15 protein-coding genes and 1 pseudogene are annotated in these 20,992 nt (G+C 33.3%); 12 read left to right on the forward strand and 4 right to left on the reverse strand.

What is annotated here, in order from left to right; all coding sequences use genetic code 11:
* Positions 1-339: 339 nt before the first annotated feature.
* The 9 genes and pseudogenes from H8B04_RS15080 (at position 340) to H8B04_RS15120 (ending at position 11,259) form a co-directional block, all read left to right on the forward strand.
* Positions 340-765: a reverse transcriptase domain-containing protein gene (locus H8B04_RS15080; RefSeq protein WP_223815451.1), complete on the forward strand. Its 426-nt coding sequence runs from the start codon at positions 340-342 to the stop codon at positions 763-765.
* A complete protein-coding gene (locus H8B04_RS17520; RefSeq protein WP_190302868.1) occupies positions 743-946 on the forward strand; it encodes a transposase in 204 nt (67 codons plus the stop codon). Before H8B04_RS15080 ends, H8B04_RS17520 begins: the two co-directional genes overlap by 23 nt.
* A 953-nt stretch (positions 947-1,899) precedes the next feature.
* Complete coding sequence (locus tag H8B04_RS15090; protein ID WP_190302869.1) at positions 1,900-2,574, forward strand: TetR/AcrR family transcriptional regulator; 675 nt, start codon at positions 1,900-1,902, stop codon at positions 2,572-2,574.
* 1 nt (position 2,575) lies between these two features.
* Entirely contained in the window at positions 2,576-4,252 is a 1,677-nt protein-coding gene (locus tag H8B04_RS15095) for a peptidase domain-containing ABC transporter (protein WP_190302870.1), read from the forward strand.
* Positions 4,253-4,317: 65 nt separating this feature from the next.
* Entirely contained in the window at positions 4,318-5,562 is a 1,245-nt protein-coding gene (locus H8B04_RS15100) for an HlyD family secretion protein (RefSeq protein WP_223815452.1), read from the forward strand.
* A gap of 93 nt (positions 5,563-5,655) precedes the next feature.
* On the forward strand, positions 5,656-6,984 hold the full coding sequence (locus tag H8B04_RS15105) for a TolC family protein (RefSeq protein WP_190302872.1): 1,329 nt from the start codon (positions 5,656-5,658) through the stop codon (positions 6,982-6,984).
* A gap of 176 nt (positions 6,985-7,160) precedes the next feature.
* Positions 7,161-7,607: pseudogene (locus tag H8B04_RS15110) on the forward strand (GlcG/HbpS family heme-binding protein).
* Between the two features lie 408 nt (positions 7,608-8,015).
* Positions 8,016-8,798, forward strand: coding sequence for an alpha/beta fold hydrolase (locus H8B04_RS15115; RefSeq protein WP_190302873.1), 783 nt, complete (start codon positions 8,016-8,018; stop codon positions 8,796-8,798).
* A gap of 4 nt (positions 8,799-8,802) precedes the next feature.
* Entirely contained in the window at positions 8,803-11,259 is a 2,457-nt protein-coding gene (locus tag H8B04_RS15120) for a response regulator (RefSeq protein ID WP_223815453.1), read from the forward strand.
* Positions 11,260-11,405: 146 nt separating this feature from the next.
* Here the strand turns inward: H8B04_RS15120 and H8B04_RS15125 are convergent, their stop codons facing one another.
* The 3 genes from H8B04_RS15125 to H8B04_RS17165 all read right to left on the reverse strand — a co-directional run bounded on the left by H8B04_RS15125 (position 11,406) and on the right by H8B04_RS17165 (position 13,661).
* Positions 11,406-12,185, reverse strand: coding sequence for a LuxR C-terminal-related transcriptional regulator (locus H8B04_RS15125; protein WP_190302874.1), 780 nt, complete (start codon positions 12,183-12,185; stop codon positions 11,406-11,408).
* Positions 12,186-12,626: 441 nt separating this feature from the next.
* Positions 12,627-13,097 (reverse strand): SRPBCC family protein, encoded by a 471-nt coding sequence (locus tag H8B04_RS15130; RefSeq protein WP_149915630.1) that lies wholly within the window; start codon positions 13,095-13,097, stop codon positions 12,627-12,629.
* Positions 13,098-13,424: 327 nt separating this feature from the next.
* Entirely contained in the window at positions 13,425-13,661 is a 237-nt protein-coding gene (locus H8B04_RS17165) for a hypothetical protein (protein ID WP_223815454.1), read from the reverse strand.
* Positions 13,662-14,512: 851 nt separating this feature from the next.
* Here H8B04_RS17165 and H8B04_RS15140 point away from each other — a divergent pair.
* Positions 14,513-14,965, forward strand: a complete 453-nt coding sequence (locus H8B04_RS15140; protein WP_149914294.1) for a hypothetical protein — start codon at positions 14,513-14,515, stop codon at positions 14,963-14,965.
* 21 nt (positions 14,966-14,986) lie between these two features.
* The gene (locus H8B04_RS15145; RefSeq protein ID WP_190302880.1) at positions 14,987-15,721 is read left to right on the forward strand and encodes an RNA-guided endonuclease TnpB family protein; all 735 of its coding nucleotides are present in this window, start codon (positions 14,987-14,989) and stop codon (positions 15,719-15,721) included.
* 83 nt (positions 15,722-15,804) lie between these two features.
* Here the strand turns inward: H8B04_RS15145 and H8B04_RS15150 are convergent, their stop codons facing one another.
* The gene (locus tag H8B04_RS15150) at positions 15,805-19,764 is read right to left on the reverse strand and encodes a response regulator (RefSeq protein WP_190302875.1); all 3,960 of its coding nucleotides are present in this window, start codon (positions 19,762-19,764) and stop codon (positions 15,805-15,807) included.
* A gap of 560 nt (positions 19,765-20,324) precedes the next feature.
* Here H8B04_RS15150 and H8B04_RS15155 point away from each other — a divergent pair.
* Positions 20,325-20,936, forward strand: coding sequence for an outer membrane beta-barrel protein (locus H8B04_RS15155; RefSeq protein ID WP_165291311.1), 612 nt, complete (start codon positions 20,325-20,327; stop codon positions 20,934-20,936).
* Positions 20,937-20,992: the final 56 nt, after the last annotated feature.

The following is a 20,992-nucleotide window of genomic DNA, read 5'->3' on the forward strand; positions in this document are numbered from 1 at the left end:
TCTGTTTGAACACTGGTATATAGGGATAAAGTTGTCGGTTGGATAATAAGAGCCGTGTAAAGGGAGATCTTTACGCACGGTTCTGTGAGAGGTTTGGACTGAAATGTCCTTATCTACTCGACTAGTACCCTGTTTCTCTACTTTATACAGGGGAAGGTCTGAAAGTTATAATGGCAAAGGAACCAAGAAGTTTATGGCGAAGCGCTAAAAGCCGAACCACTTAAGAGAACTGCTTACATGAGGATAGGTCGGAAACTGATAGTGAAATGCAAGAGGAGCTTAGCTGAGTCGTGCAACGAAGTGGACACAATGCCTGAGGTTTTTTTTTTCAGTAATACTATGTTGGAAGAGATATTACACATCCGAAATGTCAAACACGCAGTTGATCGTGTCATCTCTAATGGAGGTGCTAGCGGAGTTGATGGTATGCAGATCGATAATCTTCGTGACTACCTTAACACGTACTGGCACCCTCTTCGGTCGGATATTCTCTCTGGCACTTACCGCCCACAAGCTGTTCGGAAAGTAGAGATTCCCAAAGCAAGTGGCGGCAAGCGTATGCTGGGTATCCCAACGGTCATCGACAGTGTTATTCAGCAAAGCATTTCCCAATGGCTTGGGTTAAAGTATGAGGGTGATTTTCACGATAACAGCTACGGCTTCCGTCCGAATCGTAATGCTCATCAGGCCGTCAGTAAAGCGCAAGATTATCTGAACTTAGGTTACACGTGGGTCGTTGAACTTGATTTGGAGCAATTCAATTAATTATATTGTTCGCAAGTTAAAACAAGAATCTACTTATTACATTTCGCGTTCACCACACAGGTCATTCTTATTTAAACATTTTTCGAAAAAACATACTTTCTGGTCTGATGGTTATTTTGTTTGTTCAATAGGTGAAGCATCTCCTGATACTATTCGTGAGTATATTCTCAATCAGGGTTAGTCGCTTACACCCACAGGCTAAACACCTGTGGGTTTTACGCTTCGTTTTATAAAAAAATGTTAGGGCATTATTGCCTTTTTTTAGACCATAAGGTCTTAAATAAATGTGTTTTAAATCAAGTGAATAGGAATTCTCTTCTCTAAGAGAAGATTAAATTCAAATATTAACTTATAAATAAATCATAACATTAGAACTGGAAAGCGAAGACTAATAACGATAAGTTAATTATCTTTCTTAGGCTTTGCAAGGCAGAGCCTGATGGTATACAGATATAGTTTATTTTATTTATAAATTTTATTTTTTAATTAATTATTTTTTTAAAAAAATAATTAAACATTTGCTAAGTTGCAATATTTTGGGGTTGTCTGGTGTTGTCAGACAGTCTTTGGTCGGAGTATTAAAAACTTTTGAGCGTTGTTTTAAAAAGTCAGACATTTATTTAAAAAATTTCACTCCTGTTTTTATAATATTTTTAGTAATTCCAAAGCGCGAGTATTGTCTGGGGAAATTACGCTTTTAATTGTTCTTTTATCCTTTAAAGTAGCTTAGTTTCCGCATTCCAATTGCATTAATTTCATAGCTGAAGAAAACTATTTCCAACAACCAACCTTTAAGAAGGGGACTTTGATTTCTCATTGGGGATGTATGAGGTGATTTAGCATGTTCTTATAGCCCTCTAAGTATGGAGAATCTTTTCTTTGTGTGAATTAGCTGTTGTTGGTGAATACTTCTTACACCGTTCTCGTTATGCTTTAGAAACTCATGATAATTATATTATTGATTTTTATCTACTATTGATAGGTTTAGATCTACTACTGCATGCTTAAAACACATAATTTTTGTTATAAAAATGTCATAAATGTAAAGTGTGTTATACAAAATAGCAATAATGCAATTCTTTTTGATAGTAACACTATCATTTTTATTATATTGCTTTAAATATTATTTATTTTATGGAATTTTTAATCCAATTTAAGCTTAATGATCATCTTTACTTACGTGATCCTGAGCTAAGTGATATCGGTAGATCTATTGTGCGTGAATCTATAAATTTGATTTACGAAATAGGATTTGAAAAGTTTACCTTTCGAAAGTTAGCATTACATATAAAGACGACTGAGACTACAATTTATCGTTATTTTTCTTCAAAACATAAATTGCTGATATACATTTTGAGTTGGTATTGGAATTATTTAGAACTTGTGTGCAAGTTCCAATTACAACGAGAGTCGGATAGTAAGAATAAACTGAAACTTATTCTTGAAATAGTTACATATAATTATCCCTATGGGTTAGAAATTAAAGGATATAATATGCAAAGATTGCATGAAATCGTAATTTCTGAAAGTAGTAAATCTTATTTAGTCAAAGATGTAGATGATATAAATGAAGAACTTGTCTTTAGTCCTTTGAAGAGTTTATGTAGCTTTATTTCAGAAGTGATTCTGGAAATTAATCCAAAATTTGATTATCCTAAATCGCTTGCCAGTACGTTGATTGAAACTGCTCATCAACAGCAATTCTTTAGTGCACATTTACCAAGTCTCACGGATAATAAAAATAAAGAATTACATAAAGAATATGTTTTGGCCTATCTTAATTCTTTGGCATTCTCAGTAATAAAATAAAATGACACAGCACGAAGATTATTCGAACTCAAGCAGAGCATTATTTAGATATATAACTAAGGAAAAACGTGATGTTACTGCAATTTATATATATGCAATTCTTAGTGGATTGGTGCAACTAAGCATACCCTTAGGTATACAGGCTATAGTTAGCTTTGTTATGGGGGCCACGATGATTACCTCTTTATATTTACTTATTTCTTTCGTGGTTCTAGGAACATTTCTTGCTGGCCTTTTCCGCGTACGTGTAATGCAAATAATTGAAAAAATTCAACAAAAAATATTTGTTGAATATGCTGTTGCTTTCACTGAAAGGTTGCCCAATATTAACTTATCGGCAAATAAAAAATATTATTTGCCTGAATTGGTTAATAGATTTTTCGAAGCTCCTCATTTACAAAAGGGAATATCTAAAATATTATTAGAGATACCCACTGCATTAATACAAATTCTTTTTGGGATACTCTTATTATCCTTTTATAATACGTGGTTTTTAGTGTTCGGAGCTCTGGTGATTATTATTGTGATCATTATTTTTCGCTTTACGATGAACTCAGGTATTAAATCAAGTATAGAGGAAAGTGATCGTAAATATGAGGTTGCCTCTTGGTTGGAAGATATTGCTGGAGATATTAAAACGTTTAAGGGTAATTCAAAATCCAAACTTCATTTAATTGGTACGGATGAAAGAGTTGTCGATTATTTAAAAATTCGAACCACACATTTCAAAGTTCTTGAGTTTCAGTATAAAGCTATTATAGCTTTTAAGGTAATTATGACACTTGTGATGCTTACAATAGGTACTTATTTGCTTGTAAATCAGCAATTGAATATTGGAGCATTTATCGCTACGGAAATTGTAGTAATAAGCATGATGACAGCAGTAGAAAAATTAATTAAGAGCTTGGAGAGTTATTACGATGTAATTGCTTCCTTGGTGAAATTAAATAAGGTGACAAGTTTAGTAACAGAGCAAGGGGGAGATATTGATTTAAATAATGATAGTATCGGTTTAGATATTGTTTTTAAGGATGTAAATTTCGCTTTTAGTGATAATAAAGTTATGCTCTCAAATGTGAACTTTCATATTGCTCCCAACACATTGACAACTGTTTCAGGTAAATTGGGTGCTGGAAAGTCTTTGTTGTTAAATATTATTACGGGATTTTATGAACCTTTTTCAGGCTCTATCCTATTTGATAAAGTGCCTTTAAAAAACCTAGATAAGGTAAGCCTGCGTAATCAAATTGGAATCTTCATGGAGGATATGAAAATTATTAAAGGGACATTGAAGGATAATATTTTACTGGGTAATACTCAAATTAATACAAATGATATTGTGAACTTATGTGAGGAAATCGGAATTGAAAATTTATCTACTCAATTCTCTGAGGGGTTTTCTACACATCTCAGCGAGACTGATACACAGCTTTCTTTTAGTGCTAAAAAGAAGATATTGTTAATTAGGGCCCTTCTTGGCAAGCGTCGATTACTTGTTTTAGAAGATCCTTTATCAGGAATGGATGCAGAATTCGGTGGCAAAATCCTTGCATACATTAATAGAATCAAGGATAATTCAACTGTTATTATTGTTTCAAATAAAACCAAAATGCTAGAAATAGCAGACCAGAAATTAATAATAGACCAAGGACAAGTAATGATAAATCAGGAATCATAGAAGCACTATTTATGGAATTGAAATCTTTTAATACAATTTATCATATAAACCGAGACTCACGCGTAATGAGGTGGTTTTTTGTTTTTCTAGTTGTAGGTGTGATTATTCTTTTTCTGCCTTGGACTCAAAACGTTAAAGTAAATGGAACTGTAACAACTTTATATCAGGATCAACGTCCTCAACAGCTAAATTCACCTATTCCAGGAAAAATTGAAAAATGGTTCGTTAAAAATGGTGATTTCGTTCAAAAAGGCGATACTATTTTGAAACTAGCAGAGGTCAAAGACGAATATTTAGATCCTAATCTAATTTATCGATCTAAAGAACAAGTAGATGCAAAAAAAGGTGTTAGAGATTATTATCGTGCTAAAGTGGGGACTGCGGAAAATCAACTGAATGCTTTGCAAGTGGCAAAAGATCTTAAAATTTCCCAACTTAAGATAAAGCTCCGTCAGCTAAACATGAAGCTGGAAGCTGAAAATGCTGAACTCATGGCCGTGAATAATGAAATTAAGGTGGTTGAAGATCAATATTTAAGGCAAAAAAAAATGTATGATGAAGGGCTCGTGTCGTTGACTCAATTTCAGCAGCGTAATGTTTCTTATCAAAATGTTTTAGCAAAGAAAACTGGTATTGAAAATAAGTTAGCGCAAAGTCGTCAGGAAATTGAGGCCACGGTTATGGAAGAAAATGCAATTATACAGGATTTTACAGACAAGCTGAGCAAAATACAAGGTGAGAGGTTCCAAAGTCTAGGACAAATACAGGGAAGCATAGGGGAAATTGCGAAGTTAGAAAATCAGATTTCTAATTATCAAATTAGACAAGGATTATACTATGTACTAGCCTCTCAAGATGGTCAAGTTGTACAACTCAATAAGGCGGGTATTGGTGAAATTTTAAAAGAAACTGAAAGTATTGGTACTATTGTTCCTCAGCGGGTAGATTATGCAGTGGAAATGTATGTGAAACCCGTTGACTTGCCTCTACTGCGAGTGGGACAGCGGGTTATGTGTGTATTTGATGGCTTTCCGGCTATCGTGTTCTCTGGTTGGCCAAATACGAGTTACGGTATTTTTAAGGGGAAGTTAATATCTATTGAGAATACAATAAGTGTAAATGGGTTATTTAGGGCTGTAGTAGTCCAAGATAGTTCTGAGCGTACTTGGCCTCCGCAAATAAGGGTAGGTGGTGGTGCTCAAGGAATAATTATCTTAAATGACGTTCCTGTGTGGTATGAATTATGGCGAAATATAAATGGTTTTCCACCAGATTATTATGTCGTTAATACAGAAAGTAAAAAAAATTAGAACATGATTATCCTTTGCAGATTTGCGATTATATTTCTGTTAATTTTTTCCGTTAAATTCAGACTTAAAGGACAGTCCGTTCAGGGGCTTAAATTGAGTTATACGGAGTTTATAGCCGCTGTTAAAAGTTATCATCCGCTAGTGGTTAATTATAAGATTGAAAATCAAATTGCTGAGGCTGATCTTCAGCGTGCAAGAGGGGGATTTGATCCCGTGCTTGAGGGGAAGATGGGTAGTAAAACCATTGATGGTGTAAATTATTATAATGAGCGTAATGCGAGTTTAGGTATTCCAGTATGGTATGGTGTAGAAATTAGGGGGAAGTATAGTTATATCGATGGAGATAAGTTAAATAATAGTGAAACCCCAGGTGAGCTTTATCAAGTAGGTGTTACGTTGCCTTTGCTTCAGAATCTGCTTTATGATAAGCGTAGGGCAATACTTGATCAGGCTAAAGAGGGGTTGAACATGGCTAAAGCAGAACAAATTATCCGAATAAACGAAGTGCTATTGGAAGCTGATAATACTTATTGGAACTGGGTTAAAGAGTATGAATTACTTAAACTGCAAAGTGAAGTTGTAGAAGTAAATCGTAAGCGGGTTTCCCTTACTCTTAAAACACTAGAATACGGAGAACGTGCTGCAATTGATACGACCGAAGCTATATCGCAGCTTCAAAGTTTTCAGTTAGATGAGCAGGATGCTTATTTACGTTTTTTAAAAGCTACCCAGGAATTAACGCTGTTTTTGTGGAAAGAAAATAATCAGCCTTACGATATTCTGGACGGTTTAATTCCTGAGAGGCCTTTAAGCAGTATTGATGTGTATAAAGAATACCCTGTATTGATTAGAAATGTTAGAGAAAAATCCACTTTTGACCACGGCTCTTTACGCTATTATTTAGGAAAGCAGAATTATCTGATCAGTGAGAAGGCTTTAAAATTTCAAAGCTTGTTACCAAAAGTTAATTTCACTTATAATTACTTAAATAAGCAGAACCGTAGATCCGAAGTTTTCCCCATGTTTGAGGACAATTTTCAGTATGGATTGAAACTTGAGCTGCCTATTTTTCTACGACAAGCAAAAGGAGATTATAAAATAGCAAAGCATAAGTTATATCAAAACTCTTTAGAAATTCAATATAAGGCTAAAGAAATAGAAAACAAAGTAACTAATTATATAAATAACCTTACAAATTATCATTCTCAAATTAGGATTGCCGAAAGGAATATAGAGAATTATCAAAAGTTGTTGCAAGCAGAGGAATTGCGATTTGCAAATGGAGAGAGTTCTTTATTTGTAATTAATAGCCGAGAGAATAAATTGATTGATGCTCAATCAAAAATTTTAGATTTAAGGTTGAAATTTATGCACTCTTATAACGAGCTCAAATGGCTAAACAATAGCTTTATAGCAGAGTAAATAAATTGTCATTATTTGCTTACTGGGTCATTGATAGATTTCTTTCCCTTAATTTCGGGGTATCAATAATTTAAGTTGGTTGAAAAAAACATTAATTTTTGTAAAAATTATCTAACTCTATGAAAAAAAATAAATTACAGTGATTTTTAGTTTTTAGTTTTATGTTTCCTATGTTTATGCTAAGTGCCCAGAATCTAACTACAGGTTTTACTAGTTTAAATCAATTTGGTGCTCTTGAGATTGCGGGAAAAGTAAATTTGGAAGCTAGAAAAATTGGTAAAAATGCTTCCATTGCGGTTTTAGACGCATCAGGTAATGTTTTGTTGCTGCTCAAAGGCGATGGTGTAGGTCCCCATAACACATTGGCATCTCAACGTAAAGCATATACGTCACTTTCTACTAAAACTTCAAGTTTAGAATTAATGAAAAAAGCAGAATAAAGTCCGGACTGCAAAAATTTAAATACTTTACCTGAATTGCTTTTATTGGGTGGCGGCGTGCCAATTTTTAAGGATGGATCATTAATTGGGAGCCTTGGTGTATCGGGTGCTGGGGGTGGTGAAAACGATAATACCATTGCTATTAATGCTATTCGTTCATTAAATTTTAAAGAAAAGCAATAAATATATTATTTATATAATGCTCTGGAAGTAGTACCTTTTTTAGCAAAAGTCTAATTTTCTACCTTCAAATTTCCTTAACATTCACGTTTATTATCTTTGTTTTGAAATGGAAGGTAGATTATTTTACCCTTTGCTCATTCTAAATTTAAGATTGCGCTAGAAGATAGCATTATTTGACTTAATATATAATATCGGGTTTAGGCTAGGTGCTGTAATTGACATGATATCAATTTTAAATCTGGAGTTCTGGGTATCGAAATTATTAATAAAAAACATCTGGATGAAATTATTATATTTATGCAGCCTTTAATTTAAGTTTACTTTATACAACTTAGTGGATTTTGTGTTTTTGCAGGTTGTGTTCGGTAGCCCGTTAATTAAAATGGTGGTATGATAAAATAAAACCTAATGAATAAAAACAACGTTGTAGAAATAGGTAACTTAGGTGGACCTACTATTGTATTTGCTCATGGATTCGGGACAGATCAAAGCGCATGGGACGGCGTTAAACAGGCATTTCTGTCTAAATACAGGCTTATCCTTTTTGATAATGTGGGAAGTGGTAACTCTGATCCCCAGGCATATAGTCCAAATAAATACAATAATCTTAGCCCTTATGCTGAAGATCTTATTGCCATTTGCGAAACGTATAAAGTTAGAAATGCCATACTCATAGCACATTCTGTGAGTGGAATGATAGGTATACTTGCCACGCTAAAAAGACCAAATCTTTTCTCCAAATTAGTACTGATAGGTGCTTCTCCAAGATATCTAAATGATTTTAATTATCAAGGTGGATTTGATCAGGAGGAGTTGAATCTAATATTTGAGACTATGTCAAATAATTATTTCGCTTGGGTAAGTGGTTTTTCTGTAGCTGCAATGGCTAACCCACAAAATCCTGAATTGGCAGAAAATTTCGCATCAACACTTAAAGCGATTAGACCTGATATTGCACAATCTGTAGCGCGGGTTATATTTCAGTCGGATTACCGTAGAGAATTACCAAAATTGGATAAGCCCACATTAATTATACAGGCACAAGAAGACATTGCTGTGCCTTTGCGTGTTGCAGAATATATGAACGATAATATTCCAAATAGCAAATTGAAAGTCGTAAATGCTTTTGGACATTTTCCACATATGAGTGCTCCAGAAGAAATCATTAAGGAGATTAAACTATTTATTTAATATTTTGAATAAGCTGAGCGATATAGATTGGAATTATGAAGCGGTTAGTTTTTTAACTGGTTTGTACCCAATTAAGAAAAAAACAGATTATAAAGATGTTTTATGTGAATCTACGAATCTGCTTAAAATGCATTCCCAGGCTAGGATAGTTTCATTTGTAAGAATTGAAGACAATATAACTGCACGTATAGAATATAGTACCTCAAAAGAACTTCTAAACAATTTGTTTGATGTTCAGCTAATTCTTGACTTTCTTGAGCATGAGGATATTGTCTTGAATGTTGATTTTTTGAATCAAAAGGAACAATCTGAAGTCGTTGTTTTTTTACCTTTACAGGAAAAGGGGCTTAGAGGGGGATTTCTGCTAACGGTGGAGCAGTCTCTTTCTTTAGACATATCGTATAAGAGTTTTTTAAATTCTTTGCACCAAGGACTTAAAGATACGTGTTTCACTATTCAGAAACATTTAGTAATTGAAGAGTTCAGCACGCGTTTCAATACTATTCTTGAAACTATTCCTCAAGGAATTGTTTTTGTTGATGATGGTGGTAAGAATGGATGGGTGAATAGAAAGGCCTCTGAAATTTTAGAAATCCCAAAAGGAAAAAACAGTCCTATTGCTATTGCTCAAGCAATGCAAAAACTAAAAAGTACTGCTGTAAACAAAGAAGAAATTAATCAGGGTGGGTTGCGATTATTTAGTTCCTCTGGTCAAAAAATTGACGATTGGAAGTGGATTTTTGGTGATCCAGTAAGTTTAGTGCTTAATGTCACTTGTGTTCCTGCCGTTTCTCAAAACGTAAAAGGACGTATGTGGGTGTTCACAGACTTCACATTTCAGTATTTGGCGCAAATCCAATTACAAGCGCTATCTGAAGAATTAGAACAAAAAAGAAAAATTTCCGATCTCCAAAACAAAGCAAAATCAGAATTTTTAGCTAACATGAGTCATGAAATCCGTACTCCACTTAACGGTGTGATTGGGTTTGCAGATCTGTTGCTTAAAACAGAATTAAATGACACACAATATCAATACCTAAACTATATTAGAGATTCTGGAAATATACTTCTTAGTGTGATAAACGATATTCTTGATTTTTCTAAAATAGAATCAGGAAAATTGGAACTTTTTATCGATCGTTATAACGTTTATGAAGTTATTAACCAGATTGTAAATATTATTCTTTACCAAGCGCAACATAAAAATTTAGAGTTGTTATTAAACGTAGAACAAGGTTTGCCTCAGGATATCTGGATTGATGAGGCGCGTTTAAAGCAAGTGTTAGTAAATATGCTTGGAAATGCTGTTAAGTTCACTCCAGAGGGTGAGGTTGAGCTTTCTGTAAAGAAAATCCAAATGAATGAAGAAACCATTATTTTGCGTTTTTCTGTTCGCGATACGGGAATTGGTATTCCTTTGGAAAAGCAGCAACGAATCTTTGATGCTTTTACTCAAGAAGATAGTTCGGTAAGCAAAAAATACGGAGGAACAGGATTAGGTCTAACCATATCTAATAATCTATTAAAATATATGGGTAGTAATCTAAAGCTTGAGAGTGAATTAGATAAAGGGTCTATTTTTTATTTTGATATTGAAGTACGATATGAGCAAAATTCGATAGAAGTAGAAGAGGAACTGAATGTTGGTCGGGTTTTAATTGTTGATGACAACCAGAACAATAGGACCATTCTTAAACATATGTTAGAGTATAAAAATATCACTTGTGTTACGGCAGCTAATGGTATAGAAGCTATTCAGCTTCTACTTAATGGAGAGTTTTTCGATACTATCTTAATGGATTACCATATGCCAATACTTTCAGGGCTCGAAACTATAGATAAGATAAAAGAAATTTTTAAACATAATAATAGAACTGTGCCTCTTGTGGTATTACATACTTCCTCGGAAGAACATGATGTTATATCAGCGTTCAGAAAGAATGAAAATTCGCATTGTTTACTCAAGCCAATTAAATCTGATGAATTATATAGAATACTTGCTAAAACTTCTCAGAGCGTTAAAACTAAAAGAGAAGAAGATTTTTCGATAAACAGGAATCTGTCAATTTTTGAACAACCTATAAATGTCTTATTGGCTGATGATAATCCGGTTAATAGGGCTTTGAATCACAAGATGCTACAGATGTTAGTTCCTGGTGCGAGACTTCTGCAAGTGAGTGATGGAAAACAAGCTGTTGAAGCATGTGAGAAGGAGATATTCCAACTCATTTTAATGGACGTACAAATGCCTATTATGGATGGCTATGATGCTACGAGGCATATCCGTTTATTGCCAGGATATCAAAATATACCAATTATAGCGGTAAGTGCAGGAAATGTCTCTGGCGAAATGGAACGATGCGTTAGGGCGGGAATGAACGATTTTTTGTCCAAACCATTTACATCAAAGGATATGTTAAAGGTTCTTCAGGCTAATATTGGCCTTGGCGGGGATGAATGATTGATTTAATCAAGAGCGGTAGAAATATTACAGCAGAAGTTGTTAACTAAGTAAATTTCTCTCTTAAACTAAATGCGCTTTTAATTTAAGTTGATTTTTCTATGATGTATGTAATTTAATGATTTTCCAATTTTGTGGTAGATGGATTATATCCATCCTTCGCGTAAGGCTTTCGAGCCTAATTCGACAAAGGATTTACAGTTTGATTTTCGGAGGATATTTTTACGATGAACACTCACTGTATATGGGGATATGTATAGTGCTGAAGCGATTTCGAGTGTGGTTCTGCCTAACAGAACCAATTGGATTAGTTCTTTTTCTCTTCTGGTAAATAAAGAAGCTTCAGGTGTTTTTTGTTGGCCATAAGGAGTTAATACATTATAGTATGAAGGTTCACCATCTAATCCTAAGAAAGAAAGGTTGATTGCCTTTTCTTCTGTTTTAAGTTGAGTTATATCGGTGTGAACCCCTAGTACTCTTACCACAGCTCCATCCTCATTGGTTTGAATGGTGCTTACTTGTTGCAATATCCATTTGTATGAGCCATCTGCACAGCGTAAGCGATAATCGTAATTCACCTTGTATTTCAATACCTTATCAGGCTTGAGTTTCGAAAAAAAATTTGTTACTTCTTGCTCATACATTACAAAACGGGATTTATCATCGGGATGTATGTTATTCATAATGTTTTCAGGATTAAAGTTGCTTAAAGACCATCCTAATACATTCTTTAAGCTCTCACTCACAAATTCTATTTCTATATTGCCAACATTAAAGATATAATAGTAATATGCCTCGGGGTGAAGTCTATCTAAAAGTTTCTCATAAATTTCGAGCTGAAATGTATAAGGTAAATTAGCTTCGGGCGCATATTTTGCAATTTCTTGCCAAGTTTGTTTTGCTTGATTGTAGTTCAATGAATCCATAGGTAATTACTTAAATCAAATATCATAAAAATTTTCAATTATCACCTAAAGGGTGTGCTTTCGATTAAGAAAAATTTTTCTATGGATCTTCTGGTCAGTAAATATACTTAAGGTTCTTTCGGTTGCTGTGGGGTTAAGAAATTATCTTCTTTCGCGCGATTGCGAGTCTGCAACACCTATGGTAGATCTTTCAATCTCTAACTTACCATCGAGCTTGCTTGTCGCCAAAATGCTTTACAGGGTGATTAAACTTTTCAATAATCTTTTATTAGTCAAAAGTCGCTGTCAGTCCATATGCTTATAGTTTTGCGAAATAATAATATAAGGGAAACTTGCTAATTCCATTTAATATTACTTGTGTTTCGAAAACGTCTTTATTATGAATTTAGTCGCTTATAATAAATCACACTTTAAAATAAGGTTCTTATATAACATAGTGTTTTATTCTTTAGGGCTCTCGTTGAATAGTTTCTCTAAAATTTGGAAGCGAAAGTCGAAGATTTCAATTAGTTTGTTTTTGACAAAAAGTTTGTGTGCCAAAATTCCTAAAATACCTAAAGGCAATTCATAAATAACAGTGTCTTTCATTAATACTCCCTTGTCATTTTCTATAAAATCATGCCTATGGTTCCAATATTTATATGGACCGGATGATTGAAAGTCCGTAAAGTTTTTATTTTTTTCTACGGTAGTAATTATCGTTCTCCATTTCAAAGGAATATTTAGAATTGGAGTAACGATGTAATCAATCATCATATTTTCATGAATTTCTTCATTTTCAAAATTTGACACTATTGTAAATCCCATTTCTTTTGGGGTAATCTTCGATAGGTTCATAGGGGAAGAGAAAAATTGCCAGGCTGTATCAATATCACAATTTAATTGCTGTTCTCTATATAATGTGAATTTCATTTTTTCCTTATATTATCTTACTTTAATCGATTAAATTTTACGCCGCTTTATGTTGATTGTTGTGTGTATTTTGTTTAGGTAACATTTATTGTTTAATTTGTGATCCAGTTTTTAAAACCTCTATATTCATAGGTTGTTTTTCTTCATTAGCAGGACTTTCAACCTCATATCTTCACGCATCAACGACAGACGTACAATGCCATCGTGATAGACTTCTGCCTGAAAATTTATGAGCATGGGCAAGGTGTACATAACTCCCAAACTAAAGGCTCTGCGTCTGTCTTTCTTGTTTCTTTGTCCAAACAAATTGGTTTCATGTTCATCGTCTCACATTTTTCGATATCGCCAATCAAAACCGATGAACGGCATTAACCATTGCATCTTTCCGATGTATCTACCCAAATGCGTTTCTACTTCGTAACCGTGATGGTCGTTGTAACCCAATCTCCATTTTGTTCCCAAACTCCATCTTGCATTTTGAAGCATTGCTTCACCATCATTTCCATTTGTTGCGAAATCGTTTATTGCCATAAAATGCATCATATTACTTTCTTTCTGTAACATTTTATTTTGATTATACGCTGAAAAGCGAAAACGAATAATGGATAAAGGACGCGTAATTTACCCATTATTTTATTACATTTGCAGTAATTATTTACAAGGTAATTAAATGAAAGAGAGTGCAGTAAGCACCATTACTAAATCGCTACCGATGGCATTTTCGGTTCTTGTAAACTGCTGTTTATAAGCCACTTTGCGCTTAATTAATCTTTTTTACAAAAAAAATAAAATTTCTCCACATATTTTTTCGGCGCTCTGGCCTTTCTTATTGGAATGCAACTTATCCGATATCTACAGGTAATGGATTTTTTTAATTGCAGGAAGGCCTATCTCAACTTCACAAAACAAGAAACCTCTGGTTATACAAACTGAAGTGTTCTAAAATTGGGGAACAGCCGTTTTGTAGGTGCAAATAATATCCATTGATATATGTTTATTACATGCTTATATTGTCTTAAATTGAATTCACTCGTTTGGTATTAAGGATTTTACTATAGAAAGACTTAAGGTATTTTTATTTGTCCATGATCCTAATAATTAATATAGCATAAATAATTTTATTGAAAACATACTCGTGTATTTTTTGATATCTCTTATTGTAGTCGGTTCAATGTCATATTGTGTTTTATTAATTGTAATTTATGGTATATATTAAATTCAAGTTTAATTTTTGAGTAGATTGTTTTTGCACAGCGTGTAAAATAATAAATCGCTATTGTTTTACTTGTTCTTTTAATAAAATTATAGAATAATGGGATTTTTATTGATTTTATTTAAATTTACAGTAATGTTTATGAGTGTTATATTGATATACAATAAAAAATTGTATATTTGAAATATAAATACCAAACCAAATGATCATATACTTAATTTTAATCGGCGCAATCATTTTGATTTTTGCCGTATTTTATTATTTAGATTACTTAAAGAAAAGAGTATTTGATGATAATGTAAATCTTTCTCTTTCTTTTGATTTCCAGGAAAGTAGCACCTCCAAAGCATCTAAACACTTGTTGCTATTCCATATTAAAAGTGTTAATGAAAATTTCAGAGCTTTGTATATTAATGATGTTAAAATAAAAAATTCCAAAGTCCGTTTGAGGCATTACAGAAATATTTCTACGAAATTACCTATTCCTCAAGATGGCGTATTACTTTCAATGGAAGTAAGAAAAAGTGGAAAATTAAAACCACAGGAAATTGAAAATTGTCAAATTGTTATTTCCGGTTTTCTAATGGAGGATAAAAACAAAAAAGTATTCTTTAAAAGAAATATGCAGGTAACTCCGCTTCCTAGATATGCCTAAGATTTACTACATAAATTAGTTATAACACCAACAGGAAAATATTTTGTATCAATACTATCAGAAGAAGAATATCAAGTAAAAGAAAAGACTGGTGCTTTTTGTGGAATAGATTTAGGTTTAAAAGACTTTGCTATTACTTCTGATGGTGTCAAATTCAAGAACAACAAATACACCAAACAATATGAAAAAGAATTAGCGAAAGCACAAAAACATCTTTCTCGTAAGACAAAAGGCAGTAATTCGTTTGAAAGACAAAGACGAAAAACAGCAAGACTTCACCAGAAGATAACCAACTCACGAATGGATACCTTACATAAGGTATCCCACCAATTAGTTTCTAACTACGATATAATTGCATTAGAAGATTTGAATGTGAAAGGTATGGTCAAAAACCATAAACTTTCAAAACATATTTCTGATGCAAGTTGGGGAACTTTCGTTAGGTTGCTTGAATACAAGGCTGATTGGAACGATAAAGAGATTGTAAAAATCAATCGCTTCTATCCATCAAGTAAAACCTGCTGTGAGTGCGGTTGGATAAATCAAGACTTAAATCTTTCAATAAGAGAATGGACTTGCAAAAATGGACACGTTTTAGACCGTGATTTAAACGCTGCAAAAAACATTCTGAAAGAAGGATTAAAAATAATATCGTCAGGAACTGGCGATTACACGGGCGGAGACTCAAATAAGACTTTGACAACAAAGCACAAGTCTGTGAAGCCCGAAGCCCATTTGTCTTTAGCAAATGGGTAGTTCACAACCTTTTCTGTAAGACCTTTAAAGAAATAATGTGTATGTCCATAAAAAATTAAGCACACTATTATTTTCAGTTTATGTTAATTATTTGCTGTGCTCTGTGTGTCATCATCTTTCAACTCTTTTATATACATAAGACCGTTCTCTATATCTTTTACAATGTTTAATATTTCGTTCCAACGAAAAGGCTCGTGATTTATAACTTTATCTTCTAAATCTTTTGTAACTTGATTTAATTTGATTAATCCTACGTGAGACGCTGTGCCTTTTAGTTTATGAAGAATCGATTTAAGCGAAGATATATCTTTGTATTCTATAGCTTGCTTTAATATTATTATTGTGTTGTTTAATTCTTGAATTACAAGGTCAAGAAAATATCTTTTAAACTCGTCATCGTCACTATAATTACTTTCTAAAATTGATCTATCAAAATCAAAGTCTAAATTAGCATGCTTTGCAGTCGTATCACCAGGAATGTTAGCAAGAACTTCCATAATTACACTTTTTAAATCAGCAATACGTATTGGTTTAGCAAGAAACTGTGTCATGCCGGCTTGAATGCAGTTTTGTTTTTCGCTCAAAGTATTTCCTGCAGTTATGGCAATGATGGGTGTGTTTTTGTAATTATCCAATTGTCTTATTTTTTTGGTTGCTTCTATACCATCCATAATTGGCATTTGAACGTCCATTAAAATAATATCGAATTGTTTTTCTGTACACGCCTGATATGCTTTTTCTCCATCATTAACAGAAATTATTTCGGATTTCGGTAATAAACCAGCTAGCATGCGGAGATTTAGTTGCATGTTTACTGCATTGTCATCGGCTACTAATATAGCAGCTATAGATTCGTTTTTGTCTAGCAAATTTTCTGTCGCAATACTATTTTTAATTAGATCTTTATCTTCTTTATCTTGTTGGTGTTTGTGTATTGATTGGTTAATTGCCAAGTATAATTTATCTGTTTTGATAGGCTTCATTAAACTAACAATTTCATTATCGTCACTTAAATGTGATAACAATTCTTGTTTCTCGTAGGAAGTATGCAAAATTATTAACGGTATTTCCATATTTTTACTAGCCATTATTTCTTTCATCTTGGCAATAGTTTCTACACCAGAGAGAACTGGCATATGATAGTCCACAAGAATAAGGTTAAATTCTTCTCCTTGGGCTAATAACTGCAAAGCTTCTACTCCATTTTTTGCTAAGGTTGTATCAATATTCTTATACTTAAGCATATGATCCATTATAATTCTATTGTTAGTATTATCATCTACAATCAAAGCACGCTTAATAGGTATTTCTATTTTATTATTAGGGTTAGTAATTGTTTTTTCATACTCAACTTCCAAATCGAAAAAGAAAGTAGTTCCATTTTCTGGCTCACTTAAAAGCTGCAAATTACTGTGCATATATTTTAGTAAGTTGTTGGAAATAGTAAGACCTAATCCTGTCCCTCCATACCTTTTGCTAATTGAACTGTCTTCTTGGGTAAATGCTTGAAATATTTTATCCTGCTTCTCTTTTGCAATTCCGATACCAGTATCTCTTACAGAAAAACGAAGTTTTGTTGTTGAACCCATTTGGCTTATTTGTTGGACTTTAAGTTCAACCTCGCCTTCTTCAGTGAACTTTACGGCATTGCCCATTAAGTTTATTAAAACTTGCTTTAGTCGCGAATCATCGACCCAAATATTTAAATCTAACTCTTCAGGCACATTAAGTAACAATTCTAAACCTTTACTTTGCGCCTGAAACAATATCACATCTACAACTTGACTACATAAATCATATAGATTGTATTTGCCTATATATAATTCAAGTTTACCGGATTCTATTTTTGAAAAATCTAATATATCGTTAATAATACTAAGCAGACTATTTCCTGATTCATTAATATATTTAAGGTACTGCTGTTGAAGTTCATTAAGTGGTGTTTGAAGAAGTAGGTCGGAGAAGCCGATTACACCATTTAGAGGGGTACGTATCTCGTGACTCATATTTGCCAAGAATTCAGATTTTGCTTTATTTGCTGCCTCAGCAGATTTTTGAGCTATTAATAATTCTTCGTTTTTCTTTACTTCTTCTGAAATATTTTGTACAAAAATAATTATACCTCCTATTTTCTGTGCGGAAATATACCACGGTCTAACCTCCCAGTTAAAATGTTTTTCTTCTTTATCCTTACCAATATACATTACCTCATGTGTGTTTTTATAAGAAATACCTTTTAAAGCATTTTTATATATTTCTATTCGGTAATCGGGTATATCGGTAGAAAGGTCACTAATATTCCTGTGTTCAACATGTTCCTTTACAAAATTAAATTCATCTAACCACTGATTGCTTACATAGAGGTAGTTTAGATTCTGGTCAAACATAGCTACTGCTGCTGGCACGTATTCGATAAAAGTGCGCAACATAGATTCTTTTCGTTCAACCTCCAAATGCATGGTCTTGCTACTATGTATATTCTGTATAATTCCAAATATCCGTTTGCACACCCCCTCGGAGAATTCTGGTATACCCTTTACACGCACCCATTGTCTGTTTTGACTGATAGGTTGCATTTCTATCTCTAAATCATATGGTATTCCTTGGTTAACTGCAGTGTAAAAAGCTTCTTGAAGTAGTATTGATGAACTCGTATGAAAATTTCCAAAAGCTGTCTCGAGATCTAGATTTTCAACTTCTTGCATTTCCATTATTTGTTTCGCTTGTGGAGATAAGTATACTCTACCATCATTCATGCTAACCTCCCAGCCACCAACTTGAGCTACTGCATTTGTTTGTTCAAGAATTTGCTGCGTATGTAAAAGATTTAGTTCAAGCTTTCTTCTATCGCTAATATCAAGTGCGATGCTGCTGACATAAGGATTTCCATCCAAATCCTTCTCTAATACATTATGGTATAAGAAAAATACTTTTTCTCCAGACTTCTTCAACAGGGTCATCATCCCTCGCATTTGCCCATGCTCAATCAGTTCTGTCATGTACTGATCATAGAGTCGTTTGTTTTCCAGCGGTATTAAATCAATTAATTTAAGACCTTCTACCTCGCTTTCTTTGTACCCCAAAAGCTCTCTTCCTTTTTCGTTAACACGTAAGATATTTCCATCTAAATCATGCATACTCATAAGCCCCAAGGAGTTTTCGAAATAATTTCTAAATCTTCGCTCAGAGTTTAATAATTTTAAACGCTCTTGGTTTTCATGGCTTATATCACGTCCAATAGCGAAAAATTCGTTGTACTTCTCCTCGTACTTAATGTGCCATTGGATGGTTATAAGACGATTGCTATTAGAAAGTGTGTAGGTTGTAAGTGAAACTTCTTTACCAGCTAAGGTATCCTTAAATGCTGCTTTTAATTCATCATTTGTATCTGCAGTAAATAAGTCTAAAAAAGGTTTACTTATTATTTCTTTATTATCTTGATTTAAGATCTGTTTGAATGATTGATTAACTTCTTTTATGTTTAAATCACTATCTATTACTCCAATTAAATTTTGGGTTACCTTTATTATATCTGTATAATATCCCGACTCAACTTTTAATTTTTTATAGGTATAAAGCTGGCTCACATTTTTCGCAAGCGCATAGAGGAAATCAATTTGACTTTGATCTATTTTTTTAGGAACAAAATCAATTACACAAAGCGTGCCCAGAGCAAATCCATCTTCATCAATAATGGGAACACCTGCATAAAATCTTATTTTGGCCTGATTAACGATTGGATTGTCGGCGGTTCTCTCATCTAGTAGTGTATCTTCAATTACAAGAGCATCCGTGCTCATTAACGTATATTGACAAATTGTTTGTTTTCGATCTACAGAGTCAACCTCCATTCCGATGCAGCTTTGTATGCGTTGAACATCTCTTTCCATTATGCTAACTAAAGCGATAGGGCAATGGGTAAAATTAGCCGCGCTTTTAGAAATAACATCAAAATCAGAATCCTTACTAAGGTTTAGTAAGTTGAATCTTTTTAGATGCGTTAATCGATCATCTTCGTTTAAAGGTATAGGATAGGTATTCATTTGTTGTCTTTTTGGCCATTTACAATTTAACTATAAAATAGTAAATCTCTTCAAAATTTTAAATATTTAACTTATTTAAGTCATTCGATTTAGCTCCCTGCTTATGATATTTTGTCTCTATAATTGTTATAAAATACTGAGTAATGATGCATAGAATCAATGCTAGCCATACCTTATTGGGTAGATAATGACTCCGATAATTTCAGGACTAATTCCCAGAGCAAAAGGTTCTTATAACTTAGTACCACAAAACACCACAAGAAAGTTATAAGTTGTTACAGGGTATTGAGGAACGCTTATGAGCATATGGTTTACGATTGGGCCAAAGGAAAACCAAGATTACGTATTGCCAAGATTATCGTAAGAGGAAAGAAAATGCTTATTATATAATAGAGTATAGCATGAAAAATTGAATTATCCTTAATATTATATATAAATTGTTACAAATAATTGTTTCAATTATTATTAGTAATATGCATTATTAATCTAACTATATTTACATAATTTTCATATTAGCCTTGGGTTAAGGTCTAAATATGAGATTTTATAAACAAACCAATATGAAAAAAAACTACCTATTAGCGTTCTTATTGATCGGTACCGTAACAGGATTATCAGCACAGAATAGATTTGGATTCAAAGCAGGATTGAATCTTGCAAGTGAGTACTTGCGCATGGATAATCAGTCCTCAACAACCAAAATAGCTCCCCTTTACCATCTTTCTGCATACTATGATATTGCTGTGTCTCCGCGTTTTTCTATTCAGCCAGGACTTTCCCTAGAAGGCAAAGGTGGTAAGTCTGAAATAGATGGTGAATCACTTACAGATAAGTTAATGTATTTAGAGGTTCCTATAAATTTTATTTCATGGACACCAACGAAATCTGGAGAGTTCTTTTTTGGAGGAGGTCCATATTTTGCATATGGGGTTGATGCAAGAGTGACATCAGGTAGAAATGCACTACATTTAGAGTGGGGAAATGAAATCAATCAGCTTAGACCATTCGATGCAGGGATAGGTCTAATTTTTGGATATAGATTTAATGGAGGGTTCACAACAAGACTTTCTAGCTCGGCCGGGTTGGTTAATATTTCAAACCAGAGTGGAATGAAATATTTAAATAGAGTTACTTCTATTGGGATAGGATACGAATTCGGTAGCAAACGATAAAAGCATATCTTTTAGCTGATTTCTCTGGCTAGATACGATTGACAACTATTCTTCGA

The organism is Sphingobacterium litopenaei, from assembly GCF_014692495.1.
GTDB classification, from domain to species: Bacteria; Bacteroidota; Bacteroidia; order Sphingobacteriales; family Sphingobacteriaceae; genus Sphingobacterium; species Sphingobacterium litopenaei.